We start from the raw sequence: 13,025 nt of genomic DNA, 5'->3' as shown, positions 1-13,025 counted from the left end.
TCACCCGCGCACGCCTCTCCAAGGAGCACGACACGTCATGCGTACCGTCACCCCCGTCCGCGCGCTCGCCGCCCTCGGCGGCTGTGCCCTGCTGGCCACCACCCTCACCGCCTGCGGCGGCGACTCCGCCGCGTCCGACGCCAAGGTCGTCACCGTCTACAGCGCCGACGGCCTCAAGGGCGAGAACGGCGACGGCTGGTACGACCAGGTCTTCAAGGACTTCGAGAAGAAGACCGGCATCGAGGTCAAGTACGTCGAGGGCGGCTCCGGCGAGATGGTGCAGCGCGCCGTCCGCGAGAAGTCCAACACCCAGGCCGACGTCCTCGTCACCCTGCCCCCGTTCATCCAGCAGGCCGACGCCAAGGGCCTGTTGCAGGCGTACTCCCCCGAGGGCGCCGAGCAGGTCGACGGCGCGAACAAGGCGTCCGACGGCAAGTGGACCACCGTCGTGAACAACTACTTCGGCTTCATCTACAACAAGAAGGAGCTGAAGGGCTCCAAGACGCCCAGGACCTGGGACGAGCTGACCGACGGCGCGTACAAGAACAAGATCCAGTACTCCACGCCGGGCGTCGCGGGCGACGGCACCGCCGTGCTCATCAAGGCCATGCACGACTTCGGCGGCAAGGAGGCCGCCATGAAGTACCTGGGCAAGCTCCAGTCCAACAACGTCGGCCCGTCCGCCTCCACCGGCAAGCTCGCGCCCAAGGTCGACAAGGGCGAACTGCTCGTCGCCAACGGCGACGTCCAGATGAACTACGCCCAGTCCAAGGACATGCCCAACCTCGGCATCTGGTTCCCCGCCAAGGGGGGCGCGAAGCCCACCACCTTCGCGCTCCCGTACGCCGCGGGCCTCGTCACCAAGGCCCCGCACAGCGCCAACGCCAAGAAGTTCCTCGACTACCTCCTCAGCCGCACCGCCCAGCGGCAGGTCAGCGAGATCGGCGGCGGCTTCGCGGCCCGCAAGGACGTCAAGGCCACCGACGCCAACGCCATCGCCCTGGAGAAACTCCTGAACGGCGTGGAGGTCTTCGAGCCGGACTGGGCAGACATCTCCGAGAACCTCACGTCGTACGTCGAGGACTGGAAGTCCGCCACCGGCAGCTGACCCCACCACCTCCCTCTCCTTCCACCAACGCCCCTGTGCCACCAGGGGCGTTGGCGTGTCCTGCCCTTCCCGCTCCCCTGGAGGAATCGTGTCCCACGGCATCCGCCGCCGCTCGCTCCTCGTCTCCGCCGCCGCCCTCGCCGCCGCCGCGGGCCCCCTGTCGGGCCTCGCCCGCGCGGCCGCCGCCCGCACGCCCAAGGTCCTGGTCATCGGCCTCGACGGCACGCTCCTCAGCCGCATCAAGGACGCCGACGCCCCCCGCCTGAAGTCCCTGATGGCCCGCGGCGTCACCGCCCCGAGCAGCATCTACGCCAACCCGCTCGCCCCCACCATGTCGGGACCCGGCTGGGCCACGCTGCTCACCGGCGTCTGGCCCGACAAGCACAAGGTCGTGGGCAACGACTTCGCCGGCCACGACCTCGCCCGCTACCCCGACTTCATGACGCGCGCCGAGGCCGCGAAGCCCGCCCTGCGCACCTACGCCGTGTCCTCCTGGGCGCCCCTCACCGAAACGATCTTCTCGCCGAAGGTCGACACGCGCGTCGCGACGCCGTCCGCCGAGTACGACGAGGGCACCACGAAGCGCGCCGTCGCCGCCCTCACGGACAAGGACCCCGACGCCGTCTTCGTCCAGCTCGACAACATCGACCACGCCGGGCACGGCAGCGGCGCCGCCAGCCGCGCCTACCTCGACGCCATCCAGGGCGCCGACGCCCAGGTCGGCCGCATCCTCGACGCCGTGGCCGCCCGCCCGGCGCACGGGGACGAGGACTGGCTGGTCCTGGTCACCGCCGACCACGGCCACACCGACGCGGGCGGCCACGGCGGCTCCAGCAGGGCCGAGCGGCAGACCTTCCTCATCGCCGTCGGGGACGGGCTCACCGCCGGTTCCGTACGGCACGACGTGCGCATGCCCGACGTCGCCGTCAGCGCCCTCGCCCACCTCGGCGTCCCCGTCGACCCCGCCTGGGGCCTCGACGGCCGCCCGGTGCAGCAGCCGCGCCCCGACGCCTTCGACGCGCTGCGCGACCGGCTGAAGCCGTCCGTGGACGAGACCGGCATCGGCTCCGGCGTCCTCGGCTTCACCCACACCCCGCCCGACGGCTGGAGCGTCGACAACACGAGGATGGGCGGCGGTGGCGTCACCGAATGGCGCGGCTGGGCCTTCACCACGGACGAGTTCTGGACGCGGACCGAGCGCGACCAGCAGCGCGAACTCAACCTCAGGGCCCGGAACGTGTTCGCCGTCGCCGACGGCGACGAGTGGTCCGACAAGCCCGTCACCGGCACCTTCGACTCCACCCTGATCAGCCCCGCGTACGAGGTCACCGGCGGCGCCCCGGCGACCCTCACGTACACGACGTACTACCGCCATGAGGCCCCGCAGCAGGGCCAGGTGCTCGTCTCCTACGACGGCGGCGCCCCCGCCCTCGTGAAGACGTACGCAGCCGACACCCCGTCCACCGTCGAGACCGTCCGGCTCCAGGTCCCGGCCGGAGCCCGGACGGCACAGGTCCGCTTCCGCTACACCGGCGGCAACAACTGGTACTGGGTGATCGACGGAGTCGGGATCAAGCCCTCGTGATTAGGCTGGGGGCGTCGGCACAGCGTGGTTCCGACGCCCCACCCGCCACCTTGGTTTCACGCAGACCCGCAGGAGTGCACCCCATGGCAGAGCGCAAGCCCATCGAATCGTGGCTCACCGACATGGACGGGGTACTCATCCACGAGGGCGTGCCGATCCCCGGCGCCGACTCCTTCATCAAGAAGCTCCGCGAGTCCGGCAAGCCGTTCCTCGTGCTCACCAACAACTCCATCTACACCGCCCGCGACCTCCAGGCCCGGCTGACCCGCATGGGCCTGGAGGTGCCCGTCGAGAACATCTGGACCTCGGCCCTCGCCACGGCGAAGTTCCTCGACGACCAGCGGCCCGGCGGCACGGCCTACGTGATCGGCGAGGCGGGCCTGACGACCGCCCTGCACGACATCGGCTACGTCCTGACCGACCACGACCCGGACTACGTGGTCCTCGGCGAGACCCGCACCTACTCCTTCGAGGCCATGACCAAGGCCGTGCGGCTCATCAACGACGGCGCGCGCTTCATCTGCACCAACCCGGACGAGACCGGCCCCTCCACGGAGGGCCCGCTGCCCGCCACCGGCGCCGTGGCCGCGCTGATCACCAAGGCGACCGGCAAGAAGCCGTACTTCGCGGGGAAGCCGAACCCCCTGATGATGCGGACGGGTCTGAACGCCATCGGGGCGCACTCGGAGACGAGCGCCATGATCGGCGACCGCATGGACACGGACGTCCTCGCGGGCCTGGAGGCGGGGATGGAGACCTTCCTGGTGCTCACCGGGCTCACCTCCCGGGCCGACATCGACCAGTACCCGTTCCGGCCCTCCAAGGTCGTGGACTCCATCGCCGATCTCGTGGACCGGATCTGAGGCCCGGCGGCGCCGGGGCACGGACGGGTGTGCTGAGGATGCGGTAGGGCGCCGCGCGCGTGAGTCTGCTGGTACAGGAGGTTCACGATGCGTATATGTTCGCTCGCCGTGCGTGGCGCGGGAGGGCTCGTCCTCGCGGGCGCCCTGGCGGCGGTGCCGTCACCGGCAGCCGCGCACGCGCAGGACCAGGTCAGGGCCCAGATCACCCCCGCGGGCGCGGAGCCGGGCGGGCAGGTCGAGGTGCGGGTCTCGGGGTGCCGGGGGACGACCGGCGCCGCCGGGTCCGGGGCGTTCGCGAAGGACGCCGCGCTGACCGGGAGCGACGGGAAGCCCCTCACCGGCTCCGCCCGGATCAGGGCCGGGATCTCGGGCACCTACGAGATCACCGTGACCTGCGACGGGCACCCGCACCAAGGCGTCGGCACCGTCCGGGTCGGCGGCGCCCAGGCCACCCCGCAGGCGCCCGTGCGGGCCGGTGGCGGCGGCACCGCCGACCTTCAGCCCGTGGCCGCGGTCGCCGAGGAGGCCGGGCCCGGCACGCGGCACGCCGTCGTCGGCCTGGTGCTCGCGGGAGCCGCCGCCGTAGCCGTGGCCCTGCGCAGCGTCCGCCGGCGCCGCTCCGACTGACCGTGTCCGGGCCCGAGCCCGAAGGCGCCGGCACCCAGCACGGCACGAGCCGTCTCGTCCTGGGCGTGGCGTGGGCCGTGCTGCTCGTGGGCCTCTGGCTGTGGGGCAACGAGATCACCGATGTGCGCGGCGGCCTCTCCGACCCGACCACCGGCGACGTCGCCGCCGTCGGACGGCCCCCCGGCCTCGAACTGCCGGGACCGCACGAGCCGCTGGCGGACGCGCGGCCGCAGCGCGTGGACGTCCCCTCGCTCGGCGTCCGGGCGCCGGTGGTGGCGCGCGGCCTGGACGCCGTCGGCGCGATCGACCCGCCGCCCTACGGGCAGCCGGGCGTCGTCGGCTGGTACGGCGGCGGGGTACGGCCGGGGGCCGCCGGGGCCGCGCTCCTCGTCGGGCACGTGGACACGGAGAGCAGGCCCGCCGTCTTCTACCACCTCAGCGCCGTGCGCCCCGGCGAGAAGGTGCGGGTGGTGCGGGACGACGGGGCGGTCGCCGAGTTCACGGTGGACGACGTCCAGGTCATCGGCCGCGACGACTTCGACGCGAAGACGGCCTACGGCCCCCGCCGAAAGGGCCGGGCCGAGCTGCGCCTGATCACCTGCGGCGGCACCTTCGACCGCGCGAGCCGCACGTACTCGGCGAACGTGGTGGTCTCCGCGTACCTCACTGGGGTGAGCCCCTGAGCGATTCGCTGGAACTGCCGCGACGGGCCGTCGATCGTCTGCGGGCCCGTCGCGGCTGGTCGCGCAGTTCCCCGCGCCCCTTCGGGGCGCTGCCGAACCGCACCACACTTCCACCGGGCCTAAGCCGCCTCCGCCCCGGTTCTGGGGCGCAGGGCCCGCAGGCCGATGCCGCCGAACACGGCGGCGAAGACCACCCACATCAGCACGTGCGACGCGAGCGACAGCATGCGGAAGTCCCACAGGAGCGTGGGGCTCACGGGTGTCGGGTCCGGGTTGTCCGGCAGCGCCCACAGCAGCGCGAGGACGGCGGCCGCCGTGCCCGCCGCCGCGAGCTGCCGCACCGGCAGGGCCCTGGCGGCCAGGCGCACGTACACCTGCCACACCAGGAACATGCCGAGGACACTGATCACGACGGCCGCGACCCACATCGCCTGCCGGTCGCCCACCGTGCCGGAGTCCCCGACGCCCGGCGGCATCGCCGGATAGCGCAGGGCCGGGAAGAGGGAGATCGCGCAGAACGCGGCCGCGCAGAAGGCGAGCGCGCGCGGCCAGGGGTGGGAACGCGGATCGCGCCGGTGCACGAGCGCGTACGCGACGGCGAAGAGCACGCCGATCGCGAGGCCCGCCACCACCAGGGCGATGACCAGGCCCGCGTGCTGCGTGGAGCGGGAGAACAGCTCCTCGTGGTGCTGCACGGCGGCACCGGCGTCATGCTGCTCGTGCGCCTGCGAGCGGGCCTCCTCCGCGCGGATCGCCCTGTCCATCAGCGGTTCGGCGAGCAGCAGCGAGAAGAGCCCGGCGGCCAGCCCGCCCAGGCTCCCGGCCGCGAGACCACGGCCGAGCAGCGCGAGGACGGGGGACGAGGCCGCCGGGGAGGCGACGGAACGGGCCGGACTGCGGGGAGCGGTGAGGGAGTTCGGGGAAGGGGGAGTCTCTGGGGACGCGGTCATGGTGCGAGCGGCCCCGATCAGTGGCAGGGGGCACCGAAGAGGTGCCTGCCGTCGTGCGCGAACTCGTGGAGGTAGTCGCCGGTCGCCGAGATCAGCGAGCCGTTGTCCATGAAGACGGCGTACAGGGTGATGAGCGCGAGGATCACGGCGCCCGCGGCGATCAGCCAGTCGCGGGTCTCGATGGTCGCGGACTGTATCGCGGCGGTGTCGGTCTGTGGTGCGGTGTGCGCAGCGGAAGCGGACATACCGTGGTTCTCCTTACTGGGGTTTCCACGCCCCATGGCAGGAGGACGACGGGTTCAGTTCCTGACTTCCCCACGCGTCGCGCGGGGTCACAGTGGCGGGACCGTCCCGGAGTCGCACCGGGTTCCTGGCAACCGTCGCCTCGATGTATGGACTTGTCGCCGGGAGAGTCGCAGGTGGTCATGGACACTGTCAACCAGTCACCGCGCCCCCGAAGGGGCCGCGCGCGGGCGGCGTGCGCCCCGGAGCGGGCACAACCTGGCCCGGTCAACGACCCGCTCCCCCCGGAGTCGCCGACCGGGCCGGTCCTCCACCGCGCGCGCACGAGCTGCGGGAGGAACCCGGCGTCGGCGCGGGAGGCTTGAGGATGGTCCAGCGGTCGTGAGACGTGCGGAACGCCCTGGAGGGCGCGGACGCCATGCGTCACGCCGAGCTCGGAACGCTCCACTCCGGCCGGGGGCTTGGGCCGTCACCACGACTCTAGAGCGGAAGTCGGTTCCGGCCTAGGGGAGTTTGACGCCAACTCACCTTTTGCCACGGCTTGACGAACGCCGCAGGTGGCACGGCCCGCGGGCCGGGCCGAAAGCGGCTACGGCGGCGGCGCTTCGCCGTCCCGCAGGCTCGCGTCGTCGAGGTCCCCCCGGATCACCATCCCGGCGACCGTGTCCACGATGAGGCGCTCCCTGCGCGCGTACCGCCGCATCGCCCCGAAGGCGACGTCGGTGCCGGTCCGCCAGCGCTCGGCCAGTATCCCCTTGGCCTGCTCGATCCGGATGCGGCTGCTGAGCGCCGACTGGAGCTGCCGGGAGAGATCGCGGTACTCGGCGTAGGCGCGCTGGTTGTGCAGACCGGCGGCCGCGGCATCGGCGAGCGCCTGCGCGAGCCCCAACGCGCTGCTCTGTCCGTTCTCTTGGGGCGCCGCAGCCGGGCCCCCTTCGGCCTCCGGCGCACCGGGCACGCCGTGCGGCCACCACTCCGCCGCGAAGCCGTTGAGCACGCCGAAGACACGCCCCCGGGCCCGCAGCGTCACCGCGAACGCGAGACCGACGCCCTGGGCGCGGGCCCGGGCGGAGAACTGCGGCCAGCGGGCCACCGCGTCCCGCGACACGAGCCGGACGGGCCCCACCGGCTTGCCGGTGCCGAAGCAGTCGATGCAGGGGCCGCCCATGTGCTGGGCCTCGAGGAGCCCGCGGGCGAGGGCCTCGCCGCGGTGGCTCGCGGCGATCCGCACCGCGCCCTCGGCGTTCGTGTACATCACGCCCGCGGCGAGCGTGTCCAGGAGCTCCGCGCAGAGCTGGCTGACGCGGCGCAGATGGCGGTCCACGTCGAAGTCGTCGGCGACCGTGATCACGGTCTCGACGAGGGCGCGCGCCAGTCTGAGCTCCGGGACGGGGTCCGGCATGGCCTGCATGGCCTCTCCTCTTCGCCTCCCCCCAACTCCGTCCCCTACCCCGCTTCGAAGGGCTGTAACAGCTCTCCTACAGGTGCTCGGGCGGGCTCTCCCGGCCTCGTGACGGGCACGTAGTTATGTCAGGATTGGGCACCGGACCGTGCACCCGAGGGGGACTGGATGTACCGCAAGAACACAGGTCGCGGGCGGGGTCTCGCGGCCAGGGGGGTGCCGGCCGCGGTGGTGCTCACGGGGGCCGCGCTGCTCCTCGCGGGGTGCTCGTCCGACGGTGACGGGGACGGCGACGGGGCCACCCGTCCGGTGAGGCAACAGCCCAAGGACACCGACCCGTTCTGGGTCAACCCCGACGGGAACGCCGCGCGGCAGGTCGCCACGTACGAGAAGGACGGCGACAAGGACGAGGCGGGGCTCATCCGGAAGATCGCCGAGCAGCCCGTCGGCGAGTGGATCGGCCCGGAGAAGCCCGAGGACGAGGCGCGCGGCTTCACCGAGGCGGCCGAGAAGGCCGACCGCGACGCGCTCCTGGTCCTCTACAACATCCCGCACCGCGACTGCGGCCAGTTCTCCAAGGGCGGTGCCGCCGACGGCAACGCGTACCGGGCGTGGATCGACGGCGTGGCCAAGGGCATCGGCGACCGCGGCGCCACGGTCGTCCTGGAGCCGGACGCGGTGCTGCACATGGTCGACAAGTGCACGCCCGAGCAGTTCCACGAGGAGCGCTACGACCTCCTCAAGGGCGCCATCGCCAAGCTGAAGTCCCTGAAGAACACCAAGGTCTACCTGGACGCGGGCAACGCGGGCTGGTCGCATCCCGACGGTCTGTACGAGCCGCTGAAGCGCTCCGGCGTCGAGCAGGCCGACGGCTTCGCGGTGAACGTCTCCAACTTCCAGACCACCGAGGCGAGCGTGGCCTACGGCAAGACCCTCTCCGCCAAGGTCGGTGACAAGCCGTTCGTCATCGACACGAGCCGCAATGGGCGCGGGCCCTACACGGGCAAGGGCAAGGACCCTTGGTGCAACCCCCCGGGCCGGTCCCTGGGCAAGGCCCCCACCACCAAGACGGGCGACCCGTCGGTCGACGCGTACCTCTGGGTCAAGCGCCCCGGTGAGTCGGACGGGACCTGCCGTGGCGGCCCCCAGGCCGGGCAGTGGTGGCCCGAGTACGCACTCGGCCTCGCGAGGAACGCCCCTTAAGGGGCGCGGGGAACTGCGCGCTCAGCCGAGGAAAAGCCGCAGTCGCGTCTGCCGAGTTACCGAGCAGACGCGACTGCGGCTTTTCACTGGTTGCTCGCGCAGTTCCCCGCGCCCCCAAAAGGGCTAGGGGACGTGCACCCACTGGGCCTTGCTGGGGATGCCCTTGGCATTGGTCACGAAGAGCATGTACCAGCCCGACTCCACCAGGCCGCGGTTCTTCGGCACGGTGACCGTGATCTCGCCCTTGGACTTCTTCAGGCCGAGGGCGATCGACGTCTGGTCGATGTCCGTGACGTGGGTGGTGGCGGAAGGCCGGATCAGCCGGGCCGACTTGAGGGACGCGGCGTCCTTCGTGGGGAAGGTGCCGGACGCGCCCCGCTTCAGGGTCCTGGGGCCGGCACCGAGCGCGGGCTGGTCGCCGTGGTACAGGTACGGCGGCGTGTAGATCTCCACCCGCTGCTCGAACGTCCCCGGCTTCGTGTTCGCCTTGTCGTCGTACAGCGAGTCGGAGCCGAAGAACATCACGCGGCCGTCGGGCAGCAGGATCGAGCCGGAGTGGTAGTTGCGGCCCACGTGCGGGTCGGCGACCTGGTCGAAGGTGTTCTTGCGCGGGTCGTACAGGCGGGCCTCGTGGATGTTGGAGGCGCCGCGGCCGCGGTAGTCCTCGGAGCCGCCGGAGACCAGGACGGAGTCGTCGGGCAGGATCGACGCCTGCGGATAGCGGGTGCCCTTGCCGAGCTCGGGGCCGTCCACGAAGCGCGGGTCGCGCTTCTTCAGGTCGACGATGCGGGTCTTCTTGGAGGCCTCGGTGGACTCGCCGACGCCACCGCCGCCGACGACCATGTAGCGCTGGTCCTGCGCGGGCGGCAGCTCGACCGTGTTGGAGGTCTCCAGGAGGTCCGGGTCGCTCATGCCCGGGATCTTCTTGAAGGCGTTGCTCTCCAGGTCCCAGACGCCGGGGACGCGGCCGACGTCGGCGGGGCCGTAGCCCGCGTTCGAACCGGAGTAGAAGAGCTTGCCGTTCGCCAGCTGGAAGATCGCCGGGTAGGTCGGGAACTGGCGGATCTTCTTCGTGTACGTCCACTTCTTGGTCTTGGGGTCGTACACCTCGTTCTTGCCCGGCACGAGCTGGCCGATCTCGTCGAGGCCGGAGAGGGAGAGCACCTTGCCGTCGGTGAGCGTGGTCAGCGTGGGGTACCAGCGGGCCTCGTTCATCGGGTCGACCTTGATGTACTTCTCGGCGACCGGGTCGAACTCGAAGGTGTCCTTGATGCCCTGGAAGTCCTTCTTGTCGAGGGCGAGCTTCTGCGCGATCCCGTACGTGTTGCGGGCGTCGGTGCCGCTCAGGCCCTGCACGCGGTAGTTGTCCTGCGTGCCGGTCTCGTACTTGGCGCCGCTGGCCTGCGCCTCCACGTAGATGCGGCCGAGGCCCGGGTCGTTGCGCAGGAACGCGCCGGTCCGCTTGTCGAAGACCTTCTTCGCGCGCTCGACGACGACGGGGTCCTTCGACACGAAGGTCTTGCCGTTCTTCTTGCCGGTGAACCTGGTGCCCGCGGGCAGCGTGATCGGCCGGTCCGGGTTCTCGTTGTGCACGATCATCAGGCCGCCGGCCTTGGTGACGTCACCCTTGAGCTTCTCGTACCGCTTGGTGCCGCCCGCGATGAGCAGCTTGCCGTCGGCGAGCTGGGTGTGGCCGGTGCAGAACAGGTCCGTGGGCGTCGGGATCTTCTTGATGGTGTTCTTCTCGGGGTCCCAGAGCCGGGTGTCGAACTTCTTCTCGTCGAAGTTCTTCTGGTTGTTGCCCGAGCCCGCCACCATCAGGATCTTGCCGGTGTGCAGGAGCGACGCGTGGATCGTGTTCTGCCGGTACTCCTCGGGGAAGTCGACGACCTTCCAGTGGCCGTTCGCCGCCTTGTACTCGGGCTTGTTGATCTTGTAGTTGTGGTACTTCTCGGAGCCCACGCGCCACAGCCAGGGGCCGTTCATACCGGCCAGCGCCAGCACCACCGCGGTGCCTATCGCTATCCGGCGGGCGCGCCGGCGGCTGGAGGGGTCTCTCATGTGTCGTGGCTCCCGAGGGCGATGTGCAGGGTGTCGTCATTCGGACCGGCCGGGGGGTTCGCGGCCCAGCTGGGTTTCTGCTGCGGCGCGTGCTGGGCCGGGTGCGCGTGCGGGGGCGCGCTGTGCGGCGCGAACTGCCGGGCGGGCAGGGTCTGCTGCTCGGGCCCCTGGGGGCCGCCGCCCGCCGCGGGCGCCGGCGGCCTCTTCCGCTCCTGCCGCATGCCGTGCCGCCAGGCGAAGATCGGCGCGGCGGTGACGAGCAGGGCGAAGGTGGCCCAGATGATCATCGCCGGGTGCGCGTGGTCGTACACGTACGCCGCCGCGATGGAACCGCCGAAGACCAGGATGAAGAACAGATGGATCCGGAACGTGCCGAACAGCGTGTCCGGGCTCGCCGAGTCGCCCTTGGGCGTGACCACGAAGCTGCTCTTGCGGCGCAGCGCGGCGTCCATGAGGGAGCGCGCGTAGATCGGGGCCGAGAGGGCCGACATCACCATGCCCGCGACGCCGCCGGAGCCCTCGGGCTCGTGCGGCGAGACGTTGTGGCGGCGGTTCCAGATGTACAGGCCGATCTGGAGCGCGGACGCGTTGCCGTACAGCATGAGCCAGATGGTCGGGTCGATGTTGACGCCGGAGGCGCCGAGGCCGAGGAACAGGGCGCAGCTCAGGGCCGCGAGGATCCAGTTCAGGGCGGACATCGGGTAGAAGATGACCATCATCGTGTAGTTGAAGAGACGGCCCGGCGGCAGCGAGAACGGCGCCTTCCAGAACTGCTTGAGGATCGTCTCGTACGTGCCGCGCGACCAGCGGAGCTGCTGGGTGAAGAAGTCCGTCCAGGCGTTGGGGCCCTCGCCGACGGCGAGCACGTCCGGGGTGTAGACGGACTTCCACTTCTTGCCCGTCACCGGGTTCTTGTGGCGGTGGATCTCGAAGCCCGTCGCCATGTCCTCGGTGATCGAGTCGTACAGGCCGCCGATCTGCTTGAGGGCCTTGATCCGCACCGCGTTGGAGGTGCCGACGAACATGGGCGAGCCGTAGGCGTTGCCCGCGCGCTGGATGAGGGCGTGGAAGAGGAACTGCTGGGACTCGGCGGCCTTGGTGACGAACGTGTCGTAGTTGCCGTAGACCTGCGGGCCGATGACGAAGCCGACGTCCGGGTCGCGGAAGAAGCCGAGCATCCGCTCCAGGTAGTTGGGCATCGGGACGTGGTCGGTGTCCACGGAGGCGAAGTAGTCGTAGGCGTCGCCGTGCGCGTCCAGCCAGGCGTTGTAGTTGCCGTGCTTGGTCTTGGCGCGGTGCGGGCCCTTGGCCTGGTTCCACTTCGCGACGCCCTTGCGGGAGAAGTGGTGCACGCCCAGGCGCGCGCAGACGGCCTTGACCTCGGGGTCGTCGCCCTCGTCGAGCAGCCACACGTGAAGGAGGCCGCGGTGGCGCAATCTCACCGCCGCTTCGAGGGTCTTGGTGACCATCTCGATCGGCTCCTTGCCGGGCACGAACGAGGTGAGGAAGGCGACGCGGGTGCCGGTCTCGGGCACGACGGGGATCGGGTCGCGGGCCACGAGCGTGGCGTGCGCGTTGGACAGGACGTTCATGCAGCGGAAGAACTCGATCAAGCCGATCGAGACGAGCATGACGACGTCGAGCACGGGCAGGAAGTCATACGCGGGGTAGTCGCGCTCCGTCCAGTGCTCGGGCTGGAGCAGCCAGGCGAGCAGGACGAGGGAGAGCAGCGGCGCCGCGCCGAGCATGAGGGCCGCGCGTATCCGGTGCGGCTCCTGGGAGAGCAGGGAGCGGTACTGGACCTTGTACGGCTTGGCCGGGTCCGGCTGGGTGAGGGGCCCCGCGAGGCGGCTGTAGTGCTCGTAGTCGTAGCGCGGCAGTGACTTCTTGATGCGTCGCAGGCCGCCCGTCCGGTGCGAGAGCACGCGCAGCTGGGTGGTCTGGGACGGGTCGCCCTGCCGCTCGCCCGGTGGCGTCGACGTCATGAGTCATCCCCCCGCACGCGGCTCTCCGCGTGGTCGTCGGTCCTTTCGCCCGCCGCGGTCCCCCTCGACCTGTGCGAGCGCATCAAGTGGTAGGCCACCCCTCGCCCAGGACAGCGAAACGTGGCCTTCCGGTTGCATGATGCCCCCCTTGGCATCCGTTCATGAACGCGGGGACCCCCTGTCCCGGTGTTCATGAGGACTCTCGTCGCACGGGCGGCGTCCGGGTCCCCAACTACCCCGTGTCGCACGCCCCGTGAGAGCCGAGGCTCCGGTGAGCCTTCCGTCAGGGTTCTATGCGCCCTTGCGTGATCGCAA

The 13,025-nt window shown here is 71.1% G+C and carries 11 protein-coding genes and 1 riboswitch; of the genes, 6 read left to right on the top strand and 5 right to left on the bottom strand.

What is annotated here, in order from left to right:
* Positions 1-37: 37 nt before the first annotated feature.
* The 5 genes from C9F11_RS15855 to C9F11_RS48155 all read left to right on the top strand — a co-directional run bounded on the left by C9F11_RS15855 (position 38) and on the right by C9F11_RS48155 (position 4,866).
* Positions 38-1,108, top strand: coding sequence for a 2-aminoethylphosphonate ABC transporter substrate-binding protein (locus C9F11_RS15855; RefSeq protein ID WP_138959910.1), 1,071 nt, complete (start codon positions 38-40; stop codon positions 1,106-1,108).
* Positions 1,109-1,196: 88 nt separating this feature from the next.
* On the top strand, positions 1,197-2,693 hold the full coding sequence (locus tag C9F11_RS15850; RefSeq protein WP_138959909.1) for an alkaline phosphatase family protein: 1,497 nt from the start codon (positions 1,197-1,199) through the stop codon (positions 2,691-2,693).
* An 83-nt stretch (positions 2,694-2,776) separates the two neighbouring features.
* Positions 2,777-3,556: an HAD-IIA family hydrolase gene (locus C9F11_RS15845; protein WP_138959908.1), complete on the top strand. Its 780-nt coding sequence runs from the start codon at positions 2,777-2,779 to the stop codon at positions 3,554-3,556.
* A gap of 87 nt (positions 3,557-3,643) precedes the next feature.
* Positions 3,644-4,183 (top strand): hypothetical protein, encoded by a 540-nt coding sequence (locus C9F11_RS48160; protein ID WP_212767820.1) that lies wholly within the window; start codon positions 3,644-3,646, stop codon positions 4,181-4,183.
* 2 nt (positions 4,184-4,185) lie between these two features.
* Complete coding sequence (locus tag C9F11_RS48155) at positions 4,186-4,866, top strand: class F sortase (RefSeq protein ID WP_212767819.1); 681 nt, start codon at positions 4,186-4,188, stop codon at positions 4,864-4,866.
* A 119-nt stretch (positions 4,867-4,985) separates the two neighbouring features.
* Here the strand turns inward: C9F11_RS48155 and C9F11_RS15835 are convergent, their stop codons facing one another.
* The 3 genes from C9F11_RS15835 to C9F11_RS15825 form a co-directional block, all read right to left on the bottom strand.
* On the bottom strand, positions 4,986-5,816 hold the full coding sequence (locus C9F11_RS15835; protein WP_138959906.1) for a CbtA family protein: 831 nt from the start codon (positions 5,814-5,816) through the stop codon (positions 4,986-4,988).
* Positions 5,817-5,833: 17 nt separating this feature from the next.
* Complete coding sequence (locus C9F11_RS15830; protein WP_138959905.1) at positions 5,834-6,061, bottom strand: CbtB-domain containing protein; 228 nt, start codon at positions 6,059-6,061, stop codon at positions 5,834-5,836.
* A 55-nt stretch (positions 6,062-6,116) separates the two neighbouring features.
* A riboswitch (cobalamin riboswitch) is annotated at positions 6,117-6,189 on the bottom strand.
* A 459-nt stretch (positions 6,190-6,648) separates the two neighbouring features.
* Entirely contained in the window at positions 6,649-7,470 is an 822-nt protein-coding gene (locus C9F11_RS15825) for an ANTAR domain-containing protein (RefSeq protein ID WP_249401752.1), read from the bottom strand.
* 159 nt (positions 7,471-7,629) lie between these two features.
* Between C9F11_RS15825 and C9F11_RS15820 the strand changes: the two genes are divergently transcribed.
* Positions 7,630-8,664: a glycoside hydrolase family 6 protein gene (locus C9F11_RS15820; RefSeq protein ID WP_138959904.1), complete on the top strand. Its 1,035-nt coding sequence runs from the start codon at positions 7,630-7,632 to the stop codon at positions 8,662-8,664.
* Positions 8,665-8,787: 123 nt separating this feature from the next.
* On the opposite strand, the gene C9F11_RS15815 is transcribed toward C9F11_RS15820, so the two are convergent.
* The gene (locus C9F11_RS15815) at positions 8,788-10,725 is read right to left on the bottom strand and encodes a kelch motif-containing protein (RefSeq protein WP_138959903.1); all 1,938 of its coding nucleotides are present in this window, start codon (positions 10,723-10,725) and stop codon (positions 8,788-8,790) included.
* Positions 10,722-12,710 carry a cellulose synthase catalytic subunit gene (locus C9F11_RS15810; protein ID WP_138959902.1) on the bottom strand — a complete coding sequence of 663 codons (1,989 nt, stop codon included), beginning with the start codon at positions 12,708-12,710 and terminating at the stop codon, positions 10,722-10,724. Before C9F11_RS15810 ends, C9F11_RS15815 begins: the two co-directional genes overlap by 4 nt.
* Positions 12,711-13,025 lie beyond the last annotated feature (315 nt).

It is taken from the genome of Streptomyces sp. YIM 121038 (assembly GCF_006088715.1).
Classification (GTDB): domain Bacteria; phylum Actinomycetota; class Actinomycetes; order Streptomycetales; family Streptomycetaceae; genus Streptomyces.
The sequence above is the reverse complement of the archived record's forward strand: the minus strand, read 5'-3'. Positions and strand labels throughout refer to the sequence as shown.